Source organism: Enterococcus sp. DIV1682a (genome assembly GCF_051711005.1).
In the GTDB taxonomy this organism is placed as follows: domain Bacteria; phylum Bacillota; class Bacilli; order Lactobacillales; family Enterococcaceae; genus Enterococcus_B; species Enterococcus_B hirae.
On the sequence record NZ_JBIOLT010000001.1, the window covers coordinates 888996 to 906515 of the forward strand.

The window sequence follows — 17520 nt, forward strand, 5'->3', positions numbered from 1 at the left end:
ATGCAGGAATGAAATTATCAGTAACAGATAATGCACGTAAATGGTTCGAAGAGGAAGTAACCATCCCTGAAAATTATGGGATTCGTTTTTTTGGGAAAGTCTACGGCAAGACAGAAGTACATGATGGTTTTTCTATCGGAATGTCTGTCGAACAGCCTGAACGACCAATCAAAGAAGAAACCATTGACGGGATGCTGTTTTTTATTGAAGAAGCAGATGACTGGTTTTTCAAGGGGTATGATCTTGTTGTTGATTATGATGCATCTTTAAATGAGCCAACTTATCATTTCAAAGAACAATAAAACAAAGGAGCGTTTCTTTAGCTACCATTAGCTTGGAAAACTCCTTTTTTATATTTACCTCTTTTTTCATAAGACTGAGTCACGAAACACTTGATTACAATTAGTAATAGAAGGGATGCGTAACTAAGATGGCAGAAAAAATTATTTATTTAGATCGAGGATTTAGACAAGAATTTATTGATAAAATGACTGAATTAGCGCCTAATTATGTCATAAAAACTGAGCTTGAACCTACAGATTTGATGAATGTTGAAATTAGTTTAGGGTGGAATCGCCAATACGAAAAAGAGCTATTAGCATCTCCAGGGTTAAAATGGGTACATTCGATCTCGGCAGGGGTAGACACTTTACCACTAACGGCATTTTCTGAAAAAGGGATCTTACTTTCAAATGGTAGTGGTATTCATAGTGAATCAATAGCTGAACACATCATGGGAGTGATTTTAGGCTATTCTCGAGGGCTGTTCCAAGCACAAAAAGCACAAGCAAAGAAAGAATGGTTAGGAACTCATGTCCATTATCAGCCATTAGAAAAACAAAAATTATTGATCATCGGAACGGGGCAAATCGGCAAGATGGTTGCTGAGAAAGCAGACAGCTTTTCTATGGTCAGTTATGGGATAAATACTACCGGGCATCCAGTAGAAGGATTCAGTCAAACGTATTCCTTAAACGAAGTGGAAAAAGTAGTAGCTGATATGGATATCATTGTAAATATTTTGCCTCTGACAGAGCAGACTAAGGGCTTCTTTAATTATGAATTATTCAAAAAATTCGCTTCCCATGCGTTATTCATCAACGTTGGACGTGGGGCTTCTTTAAAAACAGCTGATTTAGTTCAGGCATTAAATGAAGAACAACTCGCCTTTGCAGCATTGGATGTTTTTGAAGAAGAACCATTACCTGAAAAAAGCCCATTGTGGGAAATGGATCAAGTATTGATTACGCCGCATATCGCTGGCTTAACCTCAGATTTTCAAAATAAGTTAATGACAATCTTTCTAGCCAATCTTAAAAGCTATGTCACAAATCAAGAGCTTAAGATAAATGAAGTGGCGTTAAAAAAAGGATATTGATCCTTACTTAGAAAAATAGTTGACATTAAAAAACGACTTTCTTTGACTAGCGTTGCCGCCTAATCGAAGAAAGTCGTTTCTTATGTTTGACATTCGTGAACTACATCATTTGGCTTTTTGGCCAGCCTTTTACCGCCTGTGCAAAAATAAAAAGTCCTGCTATTGCGATAAAAGCACTTGTGTCAAAAGCCGGTAAGAAAATCATTAAGATCGTGGCTAAGACTGTTGGTAGGGTGATTGAATAGATCATCGTTTTTAAACAATCAAGAAAAGAAGCGCCAGTCAAACGTAAACGCGCATAAATATAAGCTGCAAAATTAGCTAAAAGTAAAGTAACGATCAAATTCAAAAAGCTTGGATAAATAGAAATTAAGAAAGTCACTATCTTGATCCAAAATGGAATTGTTGCTTCACTTAAGGTTGTACGCAATTGTTTTCCTGTTAGATTTTTTAAGGCATCATTTTTATAGTCAAGTTCAAGTGAGTTATTGTTTAGAAAAGTAGTACCGGTATTAGGCAAAGCTACGACGAGTTTATTTTTTAGTAGTCCAACACTAAGAAAATTTCCGACTAAGTCAGAAGTAATATCTTTTTCAGATCGTTTGCCTTCCGGATCAAAAGTAAAGATGATAGAATTTGTTTGATAGATGAAACCTTCATGATCTGCTGCATCAATTTTCCCGTTTTTTATGGAAAAATCTGGAATCTTGGTGGCAATTTTCTGACCATCTTGTTTGATGTTTTCTAGCACTTGAAACACTTGATAGGAAATAGGCAAAGCCATGATGATGCTAAGGACCAAAAGATAAAGAACCGATTTAGCAAACGGGGTTTTTCTAGCATTTTTGAGCTCTTTAAATTGCGTGAATGAGCTGATAATTAATTGTTTTGTTGTCATAGTTACTCCTTCTATACATAATGTCATCATTAGCAATTCTAGCGAAGTCTTAGAAGAAATACAAGGGGAAATACCAATTGGCAATCTTCCTTTAAGGTTCATGTGAGAACCTGCTTTTATAAAAAATAACGAGAATGTTAAAATTTGCTAGTTACAAAGATGAATTTAAGGAATAAAGATGAAAACCAGAGACAAATAAGGTATGATGAATAAGAATTGATTAGTAAGGTAGGATGAACGATGAATTTTTATTATCGAGTGAGACAATTTTTAGAAGAAAAAGGTTACTGGGAAATATTTATTTACCTATTTTTTGGTGGTTTAGCAACAGTCGTGAATATCGTTACTTTTGCAATTGCATTACAGATGCTCCATCTAAGTATGCCGATAGCAAATACTATTTCTTGGATTTGTTCTGTTTTATTTGCTTTTGTAACGAACAAATTATGGGTATTTCATTCCAAGTCACCTAATTTTTTTCATTTAGTTATTGAATTTAGTAAATTTTTGTTCTATCGGATTCTTTCTTATGGTATGGATATGGGTTCCATGTTGCTGCTGATTCAGGTGATGCACACAAATGATTATGTGGCTAAGATTATTACCCAAGTCATCGTGGTAGTCGCCAATTATGTCTTTAGTAAATTGTTTATTTTTAAAGGGACAACCATTATTGAGGAAGAACTTCCTGAAAAAGAGAAGTAAAATCCACAGTAGGCATAATTTTTGAAGAATTCCTTGCTCTTTGTTACTCTTTGTAGTGTAGACACTATGAACAAACACATTGAGGAGGAATTTTTTTATGACTTACACATTACCAGATTTACCATATGCATTCGATGCGTTAGAACCTTATATCGATGAAGAAACGATGCACTTGCATCATGACAAACACCATAATACTTATGTAACAAATTTAAATGCAGCGATTGAAAAACATCCAGAACTAGGTGAAAAAACAATCGAAGAACTACTTTCTGATATGGATGCTGTCCCTACAGATATCAAGACTGTTGTACGTAATAATGGTGGCGGACATGCAAACCATTCTTTCTTCTGGAAAATCATGGCACCAAATGCTGGTGGCGAACCAACTGGTGCAATTAAAGAAGCGATTGATGAAGCCTTTGGTGATTTTGCAACATTTAAGGAAGAATTTAAAAAAGCTGCAGCTGGCCGTTTTGGTTCAGGTTGGGCTTGGTTAGTGATGGAAAATGGTAAATTAGCGATCACTTCAACAGCCAATCAAGATTCACCATTAATGGAAGGCAAAACACCTATTTTAGGTTTAGATGTTTGGGAACATGCGTATTATTTGAAATATAAGAATGTACGACCTGATTACATTGAAGCTTTCTGGAACGTTGTGAACTGGGAAGAAGTAAACAATCAATTATCAACTGCCAAATAATCATTTTCAAGCCTAAAAAAAAGAATGAAAAATAAATTGAGCAAGTCTTGCGAGCGTTTTCTAAATTCGGTATAATATTTATGCAAGGTTTCTTGCAAGAACTTTTTTGGAGGCTATACATTTATGGAACATGGAACAGTTAAATGGTTCAACAATGAAAAAGGATTTGGGTTTATTACAGTAGACGGCGGAGACGATGTGTTCGTACATTTTTCAGCAATTCAAGGAGACGGCTTCAAGAGCTTAGAAGAAGGTCAAGAAGTTGAATTTGCAATTGTTGAAGGCGCACGTGGCCCTCAAGCTGCTGAAGTGACTAAATTATAATAACTTGTTGAAGAAAAGCCCGCTTAGCGGTCTATTCAAATAATAAAAAGAAGATGGCGTCTGCCATCTTTTTTTTATTTTATAAAAACCCAAGTTAGTTATTCGTTGACTAGTTTCTTGATTTTTTGGCTTAATAGATAAATCTGCTCACTAGACATATCAGTCGGAGCGACTAAACACGGGATTGTTTCTTCATAGGTCAGGATCTTTAACGGCATATCGGTTGTTCGAATGATTAAGTCTGGCTCAAACAAAAGATCATTTGTAAAAACCACATTTAAGTAAACTCGTAATTGTTCTTGTAACATACTCATATAACTCAGTTCAATACTTAATGGCAAGTCACTTTCGTACTTTATCTTTATTTCTTTATCAAAGTATGTTGGAGAAGTAATGATCATAAATGCTTCGATCAAATGACAGGATTGTACCCAATACAGCTCTTGTTGCTGTTTTTGGAATTGGGAAGCTAATTGATTGATTTCTCGATTGAATGCTGGGTAATTTTCTTCTACAAAGACTGATAAGTCATATTTAATGGTGGAAAATCGGTGGAACAACAGCCCGCTCATCCCGTTGGCAAAGATCGTACTATTTAGTAATTTTTTCTTTACGTTGATTTGTGTAGATTTAAACCCAATTTCATAAATATAGCTATAGAAACTATTTTGAAATTGTTTGATCGCTGTGGCTTTTTTTAGATGGAATTTCATGGCTCGTTCTAAGTGATCGTCTTTTAAATAAAAAGCTGGGCGTGCTTGTAACCAAAGAAATAAAAATTGGACTTCCAAAAGATCGAGCTTGGCTTTCACGCTCATTCGTTTAAGGAAATGGGTAATCTCTTCAAAGCTATCCCAAATCTCTTCTGTAAAATCAGGAAGTTCTCTCTGATTCATCTGATTTCCTTGTGCTGATCGGACGATAGTGATAGCAATAATAAAGCACCATTCAATCATTTTCAGTTTATTTGGTTTTTGTTTTGTCAGCTGAAAAGCATACTCAATCCCTGCAAAGGTTTCATGAAAATCAACGGTTGGAAAGGGCCAAACGACCCCTTGATAGTATTGCCACAAAAATAAATAAGATAACGGACTTGTGGTTCACTACCTTTGAGATACACGAAGCCTTTTGAAGTCTTTAATTGTAATTGATAGGTAGTAAGCAACTGATTGATTCGAGTAAGATGTCTTCTTAAGGAGGGAATACTAATCTTTTGCTCTGTGGCAAAGGAAACCAGATCAACTCTAGGTTGAAGACAAAGGTCTTTTAACAATTGAAAGATGGCGGAATGTTCCAAGATTTTTAGTAGTAATAGTTGATACTCACTGATCGTTCCAGAAAAAGTGAAGCCTTTTGTACTTTTTGTGATGTGATCGTCAGATAAAACCTTAAGATAGTCACATTGATGAAGCACAGAACGTTTGTCACAATGAGCTGTTTTCGATAATTCCTCTAACGTACAAGTAACTTGTGAGCGATATAAGTTGTCCAAGATCGTTAATTGGACTTGGATATTCCTTTCTAACATGACAGAGAAATTCATTTATTTTTCCCTCCTATATTTTTATACTCGAAATTTTCCGAATGACAAATTATTAAATTTTGTCATTTTTTTTACGAAAAATGAGAAAAAAATTTATTATAATCATTTTTTATAAAAAATAGCCAAAAAAATAAGTGAAAAATACGTTATTTTAATTTGGGCTGTTAGTTTTTTTCATGAATGGACATATAGAGAAATTCCTTAATGACATTATAATTTATCCAAGCATAAAAACGAAATGTTATGCAATATTTTTACATATTTGCTACAGTTCCTTTTTATTTTTAAAATAATAAAGTTATTTTAAAAAGATTAAAACTTAATAATAGATTTTTAATTTAACGATTGCTAAAATCTTTGTAACTTAAGTTAACTGAAGTTTTTTCAGAAAGATATCTTTTTGACAAAAAGAAAGGAGGCCAGTTCCTAGCGGAAATAATTGTTGTTAGTGATTGATTAAGTGGGGGATAAAGCATAAGTAAATAATGGAAGCATCTAAGGGGGAAAAAAATGAAAAAGGATTATAAAAAAAGTATGGATCAAAAAGCTAGAGCTAAACGTCGATCCAAAAAATACTTATTAGTAGGAACGTCTATTGCTGCAGGGATGCTGTTGGGGACAGCACCTATTTCAATTGCTACACCGTTGTTTACTGTGGGTTCACAACAAGTATATGCTGACTTGATTAGTGGCCAGTTGTTCAATAATCTAACGACGTCTAATACCAGTGGAACAACAGCAAGTGCACCTTTTCCATTGGCTGGAACGACTCGTAATGTTGATTTTGTTATTTCAGCTAATAATGGGATTGATCTAAGTGTTCTAAATGGCTCGAGACGAGCAGTTTTAGCAATCCCAACTGAAATGCAAGGTTTAGTTAATCCAAATGGGACGGGTACTTTCCAAACAGATATTTTGTTACCAGGAGAAGAACTACAACCACTATTGTCGATTGTAGATGGGGCGGTAACTACCCTAGTGTCTGCTGTTGAAAACATTGTTAACCTTAACCCGTTGGCATCAGTCAATTTAGATGAAGTGTATGCTCAACTAGCATTATTAGAGAACCTTAGTACATTGACGTCAGCTGAAGTAGCATTGAATCTTCAAATGCAAGGGGACGAATATATCTATGGTGAATTAGATGGCTCATTAGAAACAATTATTCGAGAAGGGCTGACTGAAATTTTAGATGGAATCAATGATGCTGTCCAAGCAATCCAAGCGACACCGAATGCAGGAAGCGGTGCTCTTGGTACGATAGCAGCAGGTACGATCAATACAGCGTTGTCCGCAACGATTAAACCAGCGTTTAATCTTACTTTTGCTACTGCAACAGGTTTAGTTGGTGTGGGGTCATCATTGATTGGAACATTAGCTGATGCGAGCGTATTAGGTGAAACGACGGTTACGATTCCGACATTGATTCAGGATCCTAATTATAGTGATTTAGCGGCAGCCGGAGTAGATATGTCTGTTCCTTATGAAGCTGGCTTCGTTGGAAATATTGTAAAAGCAGATGTTTTATCTATCGATATCGCCTCTAGCTCTGATGGCTATTCGCCAGTTTTTTATCAAGCTGCTGAAGTAACACCACCATATAATGTTGTAGTTACAGGGAACTCAACTGATGGTTATGAAGTAACTGGGATGGCAGATCCTAATGCAACAGTTCGTATTTATGATCAAGAGAATAATTTGATTGCAGAAGGACAGGCTGATGAAAATGGAAACTTTACGATTCCAATTGCAGCCACAGATGTGTCACCTTTAGAAGACATCCAATTAATCGCGTATGATGAAAATGACAATCCAAGTTTACCAGCTGCTGCTGTGATCCCAGACGATGAAGAAGCCGACGCCGATGCGGATGCTGATGCTGACGCCGATGCTGATGCTGATGCGGATGCTGACGCCGATGCGGATGCGGATGCGGATGCAGATGCTGATGCCGATGCGGATGCCGACGCCGACGCCGACGCCGACGCCGACGCGGATGCTGACGCGGATGCTGATGCCGACGCCGACGCTGATGCCGACGCTGATGCTGATGCTGATGCTGATGCTGACGCGGATGCGGATGCCGATGCCGATGCGGATGCTGACGCCGATGCTGACGCCGATGCTGATGCTGACGCCGATGCGGATGCCGACGCCGATGCTGACGCCGACGCCGATGCTGATGCCGACGCTGATGCCGACGCCGATGCGGATGCCGACGCTGATGCTGATGCCGACGCTGATGCCGACGCCGATGCCGATGCTGACGCCGATGCCGATGCCGACGCTGACGCCGATGCGGATGCTGACGCCGATGCCGACGCCGACGCCGATGCGGATGCTGATGCGGATGCTGATGCCGACGCTGATGCTGACGCCGATGCTGATGCCGATGCCGACGCTGATGCGGATGCTGATGCGGATGCTGATGCCGATGCCGACGCTGATGCGGATGCGGATGCCGATGCGGATGCTGACGCCGATGCGGATGCCGACGCTGATGCGGATGCGGATGCGGATGCTGATGCCGATGCTGATGCCGATGCTGATGCCGACGCTGATGCCGACGCTGATGCGGATGCTGACGCCGATGCCGATGCCGATGCCGACGCGGATGCGGATGCTGATGCCGATGCCGATGCCGACGCTGATGCGGATGCGGATGCGGATGCTGACGCTGATGCTGACGCCGATGCCGATGCCGACGCCGATGCTGATGCTGATGCCGATGCTGACGCCGATGCGGATGCTGATGCTGACGCGGATGCTGATGCCGATGCCGACGCCGATGCCGATGCCGATGCCGATGCTGATGCCGATGCCGACGCAGATGCGGATGCGGATGCGGATGCTGACGCTGATGCTGACGCTGATGCTGATGCCGATGCCGATGCTGACGCCGATGCGGATGCTGACGCGGATGCTGATGCAGATGCTGACGCGGATGCGGATGCCGATGCCGATGCCGATGCAGATGCTGACGCCGATGCCGATGCTGATGCCGATGCGGATGCCGATGCTGACGCCGATGCGGATGCTGATGCTGACGCGGATGCGGATGCAGATGCCGACGCCGATGCCGATGCCGATGCCGATGCCGATGCCGATGCGGATGCGGATGCTGACGCCGACGCCGATGCCGATGCGGATGCTGACGCCGATGCAGATGCCGACGCTGATGCAGATGCTGACGCCGATGCGGATGCCGGCGTGGGAAGTGCAGGAAATGGTACAGATACGGATCAGAACGGCGACCCAGGAATGGTGCCGATCAACACTTCTGGTGGATCAGGTTCAAATCCACCACAATTACCTTTGCACTATGGTGGGACAAGTCATACAAAACCATTGAATTACCATGACGGCTCAACACTAAAAATGTATCCTAAAACCTCTGATACGGTAAGTTCATCTGTTTCTTGGCTAGGTGGCTTAGTATCGTTGATTTCGGGAATGGGTATTTGGAAAATGAAAAGAAATAAAAAGAATAACTAATAATTAACGGAGAGGTTATAACTATAGAAATAGATTTAAAAATCATAATGGATGTAGTTATAACCTCTTTATTCTTGATAGGGGTGAGTCTATGCCAGTTCAAACAGATAAAAATGATTTAGCAACCATCCAAGAAGTACTTGAAAAAGTAGTCATTCATACGGAGAAAAAATTATTAATCGTATCCGTAGGAGATTTTAGTAAGCGTGGTAAGACTTATGAATTTTACGGAAACAATCTAAAAACAATTTGGAATAATTTTCTAACAGCTTATCGAACCTATCATTTTGAGACAGAAACGTATCTGAGGTTGGATGTAGTGACGAAAGAAGAGCAAGTTGATTTTCAACAAGTCAAAGAACGGTTAAACAAAATAAAAAGGAATAATTACATCGATTTTAATTTGCGAATAGATGGAATCAGAAAAAGAAGTTTTTTAAAAGAAGAATTAGTAGCAAATGCAATCATTAAACCAAGTAAAGCACATATAGTTGGAAAAAATCATCCTGAGTTACACATTGATTCCCAAAATTACCGTGGCTATGTTAAGCGTAAATATGGACGTGAAGAAAGTGATTTGAGCTACTTAGAGCGTTCAAAGTGTTATTTTTTTGAAACAGCCTCCTTCTATTTTGAAAATGGTGAAGTATTCCCTTTGAAAGATTATGGCAATGGCAATCAAGTCAGAGAAGTGACTACAGAAAATCTTGATGATATTACGGAACTAGTGATTGAACAAGGAACGAATTATTTAACCAAACAGTTGACTCCTACTGGTAAATTCATTTATGGCTATTATCCTTGCTATGATCAGTTACTAAAAGGTTATAATTCGGTTCGCCATTTTTCATCTTTGTACGCATTAGCTGAATCGGCAGAATATTTATCCGACCAGGAATTGATGCAACGAGTCAAAGAAGGATTACTATGGGGATTGGAAAATCTTACTTCTGAAGTCAATGGTCAGCTGTTGATTAAAGATTACTTGAATAAAGAAGTAGAGTATAAGTTAGGAGCCCAGGCGACAGCAATCTTGGCTTTAGCAAAATATTCAGAAGTGACTAAAGAGACCATCTTTCATAGTTCCCTTAGTCGTTTAATCACGACTGTTTCAGAAAAATTTATCACTCCAGATGATCAGACGATCCATGTGTTGAATGCCGAATTAATGACAAAAGAGCGTTTTAGAATTATTTATTATGATGGTGAAATTCTGTTTTCCCTCTTAAGAGCACATGCGATTTTAAAACAAATTGAGATTTTTGAGATTTGTGAAGGATTGATGGAACAATTTGTCGCAAATAATTATCAAAAATACCATGACCACTGGTTAAGTTATGCAACGAATGAGATGCTTAAATATCAAGAAAAAGATACTTACTATGAATTTGGTATTAAGAATGCAATGGTCAACATCAACTTTATCGATCAACGAGATACAGCTTATCCAACCATGCTTGAGTTACTAGTAGCAGCCTCAAAAATGATCAGCAAATTAGAAAGAAGTCCTTTAAAAGATAAGCTTTTTCCGATAGAAAAAGAATTTTTTGAAACGAAAGCACGAATCAATACGGTAATGAAAAAAAGAGTGTTACATGAAATCACAACAGGAGTCATGTTTCCAGAGTTTGCACAGTTTTTCAAACAACCGCAAGTGATCAAATATGGTTTTTTTGCGCGTCATGATCGTTTCCGTATGAGAATAGATGATGCAGAGCATTTTCTATCTGGTTTGATCAATTACTTATGCCTTTAAAAAGAGAAGAGGAGTGAAGATAATGGTTGGTTATATTCGATTTGCTGCTTTAGCATTGATTGGTCTTTCCTATTTAGGGTTTCGGCTGAAAAAGAAAAAAGACCATCAATCAGAAACTTTAGAAAATGATTGGAGTCAGTATCAAAAAAATGAAGAGGGGTTGTATCCTTGGGAAGAAGACCAAGATGACTCGCCACAGAGAATTGAAAAAACAGCAACAAGGTATGTGAATCAAGCAAGACCAAGACGAGGAAAATGGTAGAGCGAATCTAGAACAAAGTAGGTGTAAAAGAATGTGGAAGATCCAAGAATTATTGGCTGATATCGATGGTGCGTATTTACAAAAGTACGACCATCTTGATCAAATAATTGACAACTTTGAGTACTTTTCTGGACATTTAAACAAAAGAACCAATTATAATACCACAGCATTTGTTTGTTTGACACCAGAAAGAAGAAGTTACATCAATCGAAAGACAGTGGCTTGGCGAGATGGGAACGAGCAAATCAAAGGAAGGGAAAATGAGTTTGGTTTAATCATTACTGAAATTCCTATTGACGACCCAGCTGTTAGAACACCTCAATTTATTGTTAAAAATAGTTGGGAATTTTTACTACAAATTTCAGAGAAAATCCGAAGCAATTATGTACAACCAATTGTAGCAATCACTGGTTCGGCAGGAAAAACATCCACACGAATGATGATCTCACATTTATTCCAAAATGAAAAAGTGTTAGAAAATCGTGGGAACCACAATGTTCGTTTTGCGATTCCTCTATATCTAAGCAAGCTAATAAGTGAGCCAGATATGTTGAACTTAGAAGTCTCTGTCAATGCGTTGAACTCTTATGACACTGGATCAATGTCTAATTTAGTGCAACCAGAGATTGCGATTGTAACCTCAATTGGAGAAGCACACCTTAGTTCATTAAAAGATACTATCGGAGTGGCACGACATAAGGCAAAAATTTTTGAAGGACTGAAGCAAGATGGCACTGCAATCATCAATACAGATATTGGTGAGGAAGAACTAGCGATTCTAATGACAGCAGCCAAAAAAAGAACAGCAGAGATTCTCACGTACTCTTTGTATGATCAAACAAAGGATGTATTCTTAATTGAAACGAGACAAGAAAGAGAGTATTGTGAAATTTTATTTTCTTTTTTAGGACAAGAATTTTCGATGAACTTGTCAGTTGCTTCTGCAGGTATGATTTCTAATGCTTTTGCTGCTTTATTGACAGTCTGGAAAATAAAAGGCGACATTCGATCGTATCTGCCAGCATTTACTACATTTAAGCCATTGTCTAAGATTCTCGATAAAACGAATTATGCTTCCTTGAATGGAACGAATTTCACATTTATTGACGACACCCATAATGCTTCTTTGCCTGCGATGAAAAATGCTATCGATTATTTTGATGAAGTTCGAACCTTTTATCAAGGAAAAAGTATTTTGGTACTTGGACAGATTGCTGACTTAGGAAGTACTGCACAAGTAATCCATGAATCACTGAAAGATTCGATGGAACATTGTGGAGCAGATCATATCTTAGGTTATGGTGAGCATTTTAAAAAGATTTTTGAGGAAGAACAAATACAAGATCAACGATTCAAATGGTTCGCTACTTTACAAGAGTTAAGTGATTATCTAGAGGAATTACTAATCGAAGACAGTCTAATTTTAGCGAAGGGGTCTGTAACAGGGAGTGATTTTCATGACATAGATCGTTACATCCGCAAAATCGCTAATAAAAAACAGTTAAAAGCTGTATAAAATAGGTGGTATCAATTTGTAAAAAAGAGACAATGTCTGCTGAATGGCATCGTTTCTTTTTTTGCAAATAAAACGACAGATCCAAGACGACCATTGTAATTAAGAAAGAGAACGAGTAAGAGGCATTTCAGTGCTTCAAAATAAAAGCGTTTTGAAATACTGAGATTCAAGCTTTTCTCTGTAATGATGCTATGGTATGATAATTAAGAATTCAAAAAATTACATATTAATTAGTTTTTTATTCACGACTATTTTTTTAAAGTTTTATTATGATTAAATAGGTAGTTTGCTGATTTATTAGTTGTATGAGAAAATATTTTAAGAAAATGTGAGATAGAGGTGCGTTATGAAGCGGTGGCAAAAAGTCGTAATAGCTTTACTGGGAATTCTCGTTGTTTTTATTGGCGGAGTCTCAGCTTATGGAATTAAACTCATGGGTGAAGCAAACCAAACAGTCAATCAAATATCCAAGGGATCGAATCGTCAGTCAACAAAGCGTAAAGATAAAGTGAGTATTGACGACAAAGAACCTTTTTCTGTCCTTTTGTTAGGACTGGATACTGGCGGATTAGGTAGAACCGAACAAGGAAGATCGGATACAATGATGGTGGTAACGGTGAATCCGCAACAAAAAAAATCAACGATCGTCAGCTTAGACCGTGATATCTATACCAATATCGTTGGTCATGGTACTGTTGATAAGTTGAATCACGCCTATGCTTTTGGAGGCGTTGAAATGGCCATGGACTCAATCGAACAGTTACTCGATATCCCCATTGACCATTATGTAACCATTAATTTAGATGGAATGGAAGATTTGATCAATGCTGTCGGAGGTGTGGAAGTCAATAATAAAATTGATTTTACATTAGATGGTGTTCATGTTCCTGTAGGTAAACAAGTATTAGATGGTAAGAAAGGCCTTGCTTATTCACGGATGCGTCACGAAGATCCTAAGGGGGATATCGGACGTCAAGCACGACAGCGTGAAGTCGTTACCAAAATTGTTAATAAAGTATTGAGTTTAGATGGTGTCAGCAATTATCGGAAAATTTTAAAAGCGGTCGAAAAAAATGTCACAACTGACCTAGATTGGGATGATATGCTAGATGTAGCAACCAATTACACACCAGCATTTGAAACGATCAAACAAGATCAATTGCAAGGTAAAGATGCAACCATTGATAGTATTTACTATCAAATTTTAGGTGAAAATGATTTATTAAGTATCCAAAACGAATTGAAAAAACAATTAAACATCAAACCAAGTAAGACATTACCTAATTTAAAAAATGACAATGCTTCTATCATGTTCTACAATGACTCGCAATCCGCTGAAGATTCGAACGAGACTGCGACAAGTGAGAATAATTCAACTTATTCAGGAAATTCGCAAACAACAAATCAGTACAACGAGTATAATCAAGAATACAATCAAAGCGCCAATCAAAATTATGATCAGTACGGCAATCAGAACTACAACCAAAACAATGAACAAACTTACCAACAAGAAAATAATGAACAAGGATATAATTATGGAAATGGGTATTAAGTAAAAAAAGCATTCGCAACAGTCATAACCGACTGTGCGGATGCTTTTTTTTACTAGTTTAAAAATAAAATAGAATAGTTGAGAAGCGTAGCAAATAATACCCAGAGATAATATGGTACCAGTAACCACATCACTAAGCGATAGTGGTTCCATAGTTGATAAAGCAGTATGGAGAGAAGGATCACTAATAAAGTAATATCTAGTGCAGCAATTAAGGTGTTTTGCAAGTTGAAAAACAAAGCAGACCAGATAAAATTACATACAAATTGAATAACAAATAATGTAATTAATTTTTGTTTGACCCTTTTGTTTTTCATTACCAATAGTAAATATAACGAAATTCCCATTAAAATATATAGCACTGTCCACATAGGACCAAAGATCCAACTAGGTGGTGCAAAAGGAGGTAGCTCAAGTGAATAATAATAACTACCTGGATTACCACTTAGTATCCCCGATAAGAAACCTAAAATCACTATGCCAACAGTACAAACCCAAAAACGATAATCTTTCAGTATAGCCATATTGTTTTAACTCCTTTCTATAATTCTAGTTTACCATGAACGTTTTAAACATACTTGAATTTGATTTGGAAGGTTATGCTTTTGGTTTAGTTATTTTAAATCAGTTATTATATTAAAATATTAACCCCTATCTCTTATTGAATAAAGAAAAGCATTGTCGTTGTAATGTTGTAACTCCGAACATTATTAAAGAAAATAGTCAATTAGATTAAATAACGTTAATTGTTAAATTTATTGTTATTTTTGATGTTATTTATCTGATAAGATAATATATGTAATCGATTACAAAACAGATGATAATAGCACTGATCACGAGAGGAGAAGAAGATATGGGAAATAAAAGAATCAAAAAAATGTTAGCGGGAGCAGCTCTTTGTAGTCTGATGATTGCGCCATTATTATTGAATATGGAAGAGGCGTTTGCGACAGAACAAAGTACGAACAAGCAAGCTGGTTTTGGCGTTGGTCAAGGGATCAAATGGGCGGATCAAGTAGTAGCACCATTTGTCGATATGACGGCATATGTTTCAGGCAGCAATCTATCAAATAACGGAGCGCTTAATTTAGCTGCAGTGGCAAAAAGCACTGGACAAAAATTCTTCAATTTAGGATTCATGCAATCAAGAGGTATTAAAAATGGTAAGATTGACTGGGCCTGGGGTGGATTTGGAGGCTTAAGCGAAAGTGATAGCGATCAATGGCAATATGAAGGAATCAAAAAATCCATTCGCGAATTAAGAGAAGTTGGTGGCGATGTTGCTGTATCATTTGGTGGTCTAAATTCTGGCGCATTTTGGGAAACAACACAAGATTCAACCATTTTAGCAAATGCTTATAAAGAAATTATTGATGGTTATGGATTAACTCGTGTTGATTTCGACGTAGAAGCTGGGGCAATGAATTATGCGCATAATTTAGCTAATGCTAAAGCGATTAAAAAAGTCCAAGATGAAACAGGTGTTAGTGTGACCCTTACATTACCAGTGATGGACTTTGGATTGGTATCTACAGGTTTATCTGTCTTGCAAGCTTATCTTGAGGCAGGTGTTGATCTAACTACCGTTAATATCATGACGATGTGTTACGGTAGCGTTGTTCCCGATTATGCGCAAGGTTCACTAGATGCAGTGGACAATACGAAAAAACAATTACAAGATTACTACAAACGTTATGCGAACAAAACGTTAACTGATGCTCAAGCTTATGCTAAATTAGGAACAACCCCTTCCGTTGGATTTGAAGGAGACACACATCCATACTTTACAACTGATATGTTCAATAAAATCGTCCAACATGCAAAATCAAGAAAACTCGGGATGGTTTCTTATTGGTCAATGAACCGTGATGCCATGGTCGATGGTGGTCAAGGTCAAGTCAAAAATCAATATGAGTTCTTAACTGTTGCCCAACAATTCACTGATGGAACGACTGGTGGAGAAAATGACCCAGTAGAAACGCTAACTAAACCATCCATTCCGGTAAATTTAACTAGTAGTAATGTTACGCAAAATTCAGTGACTTTAAACTGGACTAATAATGCTTCAAAAGAAAAAGTCACTCATTATGAAGTTTATCGAAACAATATCCGCATCGCTACAAGTGCAACGAATACATTTAAAGATCAAAATTTACAAGCAAATACAACCTACAGCTATAAAGTTAAAGCAGTTAACGCTGTAGGGACCTCTGACTTTAGCCAAGCAATCTCAGTGAAAACCACAAGTGAAAGTACGCAAGGTGATACTTGGGTTATCGGAAAATCATATAAAATAGGCGATATCGTTACCTATAAGGGACATCGTTATCGTTGTATTCAACCACATCCAGCTACTGAGGGATGGGAACCAGATATTACAGAAGCTTTATGGGTAAGAATCTATTAAAAGTTATAAAAGCATAATGTTTGATTCTTTTATTAAAAGCGCTTACAATGAACCTATCAATGAATGGGAGGTTCATCATGAAAAAGGTTAATATCTTAATGTTTGTTGGCGTTGTTATGTTAGGTTTGTTTGGATTTGGTGCATCTGGCTATGCTCATGGCTATATTACCTCACCTGGAAGTCGTGCTTATTTCGGAACTGCAGCAGCTGGTAATTTGAACCAAAATGTTGGACGAGCTGAGTGGGAGCCACAAAGTATTGAAGCACCAAAAAATACCTTTATCGATGGGAAAATAGCAAGTGCTGGGGTTACTGGATTTGAGCCACTAGATGAGCAAACAGCAACTAGATGGCATAAAAATATCATCAATACTGGTAACTTGAATATTACTTGGTTTTTAACTGCGCAGCATAGTACAAGTACTTGGGATTACTATATCACTAAAACTGGTTGGAATCCTAATGCACCATTGAAAATCAGTGATTTTGAATTGATATCAAAAATTGATGACAAAGGTGCAAGACCGCCACAAACTGTCAAACAAACAATCAATATTCCAAAAGATCGTAAAGGCTATCACGTGATCTTGGCTGTATGGAATATTAGTGATACAACCAATGCTTTTTATCAAGTAATTGATGCGAATATTCAATAATAAAGCATAAGAATCTTTTGGGTTCAATTTCAGCGAATCTGTGCTAGAAATACCAATTATTCAAAGACAAGTGTAGGAGACTGAAGCAAAACTTGCTTCAGTCTCTTTATTTCTAAAAATGTGTAAATGGTGTCCAACCATCAGCTCCTCGAAATAAGCCTGAATTTTTCAAAACGTGAGAAGCTGTTTCAAAAAATTCTTTCTTATTGTCATCAGAGCTACCCGATGTTTTCACGACCTCTGATTCACGGTGTTCAAAGAGCTGACCTTCGGCGATAAGTCAAAAAATCTCAAAACATGGGGGGTTGTTTCGAGATTTTCA

Annotated in this window: 16 protein-coding genes; 12 read left to right on the forward strand and 4 right to left on the reverse strand. The window is 37.8% G+C overall.

The window, feature by feature from the left end; translation table 11 throughout:
- Positions 1–8: 8 nt before the first annotated feature.
- Positions 9–302 carry a HesB/YadR/YfhF family protein gene (locus IGJ23_RS04170; protein WP_010719716.1) on the forward strand — a complete coding sequence of 98 codons (294 nt, stop codon included), beginning with the start codon at positions 9–11 and terminating at the stop codon, positions 300–302.
- A 128-nt stretch (positions 303–430) separates the two neighbouring features.
- A complete protein-coding gene (locus IGJ23_RS04175) occupies positions 431–1378 on the forward strand; it encodes a phosphoglycerate dehydrogenase (RefSeq protein ID WP_053766087.1) in 948 nt (315 codons plus the stop codon).
- Between the two features lie 100 nt (positions 1379–1478).
- On the opposite strand, the gene IGJ23_RS04180 is transcribed toward IGJ23_RS04175, so the two are convergent.
- A complete protein-coding gene (locus IGJ23_RS04180) occupies positions 1479–2276 on the reverse strand; it encodes a DUF1189 domain-containing protein (RefSeq protein ID WP_025480226.1) in 798 nt (265 codons plus the stop codon).
- Between the two features lie 240 nt (positions 2277–2516).
- Here IGJ23_RS04180 and IGJ23_RS04185 point away from each other — a divergent pair, with 240 nt between their 5' ends.
- From IGJ23_RS04185 to IGJ23_RS04195, 3 genes are all read left to right on the forward strand, one after another.
- Positions 2517–2981 (forward strand): GtrA family protein, encoded by a 465-nt coding sequence (locus tag IGJ23_RS04185; RefSeq protein WP_010719713.1) that lies wholly within the window; start codon positions 2517–2519, stop codon positions 2979–2981.
- A gap of 97 nt (positions 2982–3078) precedes the next feature.
- Positions 3079–3687, forward strand: a complete 609-nt coding sequence (locus IGJ23_RS04190) for a superoxide dismutase (protein ID WP_438774643.1) — start codon at positions 3079–3081, stop codon at positions 3685–3687.
- Positions 3688–3810: 123 nt separating this feature from the next.
- Positions 3811–4011 (forward strand): cold-shock protein, encoded by a 201-nt coding sequence (locus tag IGJ23_RS04195; protein WP_010719711.1) that lies wholly within the window; start codon positions 3811–3813, stop codon positions 4009–4011.
- Between the two features lie 98 nt (positions 4012–4109).
- Here IGJ23_RS04195 and IGJ23_RS04200 read toward each other — a convergent pair whose 3' ends face one another.
- The gene (locus tag IGJ23_RS04200; protein ID WP_010738160.1) at positions 4110–4907 is read right to left on the reverse strand and encodes a hypothetical protein; all 798 of its coding nucleotides are present in this window, start codon (positions 4905–4907) and stop codon (positions 4110–4112) included.
- An 86-nt stretch (positions 4908–4993) separates the two neighbouring features.
- A complete protein-coding gene (locus tag IGJ23_RS04205; protein ID WP_223609963.1) occupies positions 4994–5554 on the reverse strand; it encodes a helix-turn-helix domain-containing protein in 561 nt (186 codons plus the stop codon).
- Between the two features lie 510 nt (positions 5555–6064).
- Here IGJ23_RS04205 and IGJ23_RS04210 point away from each other — a divergent pair.
- The 5 genes from IGJ23_RS04210 (at position 6065) to IGJ23_RS04230 (ending at position 14135) form a co-directional block, all read left to right on the forward strand.
- Positions 6065–9049 carry an adhesive domain-containing protein gene (locus IGJ23_RS04210; RefSeq protein WP_438774644.1) on the forward strand — a complete coding sequence of 995 codons (2985 nt, stop codon included), beginning with the start codon at positions 6065–6067 and terminating at the stop codon, positions 9047–9049.
- Positions 9050–9140: 91 nt separating this feature from the next.
- Entirely contained in the window at positions 9141–10805 is a 1665-nt protein-coding gene (locus IGJ23_RS04215) for a hypothetical protein (protein ID WP_081204215.1), read from the forward strand.
- Positions 10806–10827: 22 nt separating this feature from the next.
- Positions 10828–11067, forward strand: a complete 240-nt coding sequence (locus tag IGJ23_RS04220; protein ID WP_034698894.1) for a hypothetical protein — start codon at positions 10828–10830, stop codon at positions 11065–11067.
- Positions 11068–11098: 31 nt separating this feature from the next.
- Entirely contained in the window at positions 11099–12583 is a 1485-nt protein-coding gene (locus tag IGJ23_RS04225) for a Mur ligase family protein (protein ID WP_126344410.1), read from the forward strand.
- Between the two features lie 346 nt (positions 12584–12929).
- Positions 12930–14135 (forward strand): LCP family glycopolymer transferase, encoded by a 1206-nt coding sequence (locus IGJ23_RS04230; RefSeq protein WP_438774645.1) that lies wholly within the window; start codon positions 12930–12932, stop codon positions 14133–14135.
- Positions 14136–14188: 53 nt separating this feature from the next.
- Here IGJ23_RS04230 and IGJ23_RS04235 read toward each other — a convergent pair whose 3' ends face one another.
- On the reverse strand, positions 14189–14659 hold the full coding sequence (locus IGJ23_RS04235; RefSeq protein WP_010719703.1) for a TspO/MBR family protein: 471 nt from the start codon (positions 14657–14659) through the stop codon (positions 14189–14191).
- Positions 14660–14988: 329 nt separating this feature from the next.
- Here IGJ23_RS04235 and IGJ23_RS04240 point away from each other — a divergent pair, with 329 nt between their 5' ends.
- The gene (locus tag IGJ23_RS04240; RefSeq protein ID WP_438774646.1) at positions 14989–16542 is read left to right on the forward strand and encodes a carbohydrate-binding protein; all 1554 of its coding nucleotides are present in this window, start codon (positions 14989–14991) and stop codon (positions 16540–16542) included.
- 77 nt (positions 16543–16619) lie between these two features.
- Positions 16620–17198, forward strand: coding sequence for a lytic polysaccharide monooxygenase auxiliary activity family 9 protein (locus IGJ23_RS04245; protein ID WP_010719701.1), 579 nt, complete (start codon positions 16620–16622; stop codon positions 17196–17198).
- The last annotated feature ends 322 nt before the right edge of the window (positions 17199–17520 follow it).

Coding starts and splice junctions, on each gene's coding strand:
- IGJ23_RS04170 (WP_010719716.1), top strand. CDS start 9: ATGAAATTATCAGTAACAGATAATGCACGTAAATGGTTCGAAGAGGAA.
- IGJ23_RS04175 (WP_053766087.1), top strand. CDS start 431: ATGGCAGAAAAAATTATTTATTTAGATCGAGGATTTAGACAAGAATTT.
- IGJ23_RS04180 (WP_025480226.1), bottom strand. CDS start 2,276: ATGACAACAAAACAATTAATTATCAGCTCATTCACGCAATTTAAAGAG.
- IGJ23_RS04185 (WP_010719713.1), top strand. CDS start 2,517: ATGAATTTTTATTATCGAGTGAGACAATTTTTAGAAGAAAAAGGTTAC.
- IGJ23_RS04190 (WP_438774643.1), top strand. CDS start 3,079: ATGACTTACACATTACCAGATTTACCATATGCATTCGATGCGTTAGAA.
- IGJ23_RS04195 (WP_010719711.1), top strand. CDS start 3,811: ATGGAACATGGAACAGTTAAATGGTTCAACAATGAAAAAGGATTTGGG.
- IGJ23_RS04200 (WP_010738160.1), bottom strand. CDS start 4,907: ATGAATCAGAGAGAACTTCCTGATTTTACAGAAGAGATTTGGGATAGC.
- IGJ23_RS04205 (WP_223609963.1), bottom strand. CDS start 5,554: ATGAATTTCTCTGTCATGTTAGAAAGGAATATCCAAGTCCAATTAACG.
- IGJ23_RS04210 (WP_438774644.1), top strand. CDS start 6,065: ATGAAAAAGGATTATAAAAAAAGTATGGATCAAAAAGCTAGAGCTAAA.
- IGJ23_RS04215 (WP_081204215.1), top strand. CDS start 9,141: ATGCCAGTTCAAACAGATAAAAATGATTTAGCAACCATCCAAGAAGTA.
- IGJ23_RS04220 (WP_034698894.1), top strand. CDS start 10,828: ATGGTTGGTTATATTCGATTTGCTGCTTTAGCATTGATTGGTCTTTCC.
- IGJ23_RS04225 (WP_126344410.1), top strand. CDS start 11,099: ATGTGGAAGATCCAAGAATTATTGGCTGATATCGATGGTGCGTATTTA.
- IGJ23_RS04230 (WP_438774645.1), top strand. CDS start 12,930: ATGAAGCGGTGGCAAAAAGTCGTAATAGCTTTACTGGGAATTCTCGTT.
- IGJ23_RS04235 (WP_010719703.1), bottom strand. CDS start 14,659: ATGGCTATACTGAAAGATTATCGTTTTTGGGTTTGTACTGTTGGCATA.
- IGJ23_RS04240 (WP_438774646.1), top strand. CDS start 14,989: ATGGGAAATAAAAGAATCAAAAAAATGTTAGCGGGAGCAGCTCTTTGT.
- IGJ23_RS04245 (WP_010719701.1), top strand. CDS start 16,620: ATGAAAAAGGTTAATATCTTAATGTTTGTTGGCGTTGTTATGTTAGGT.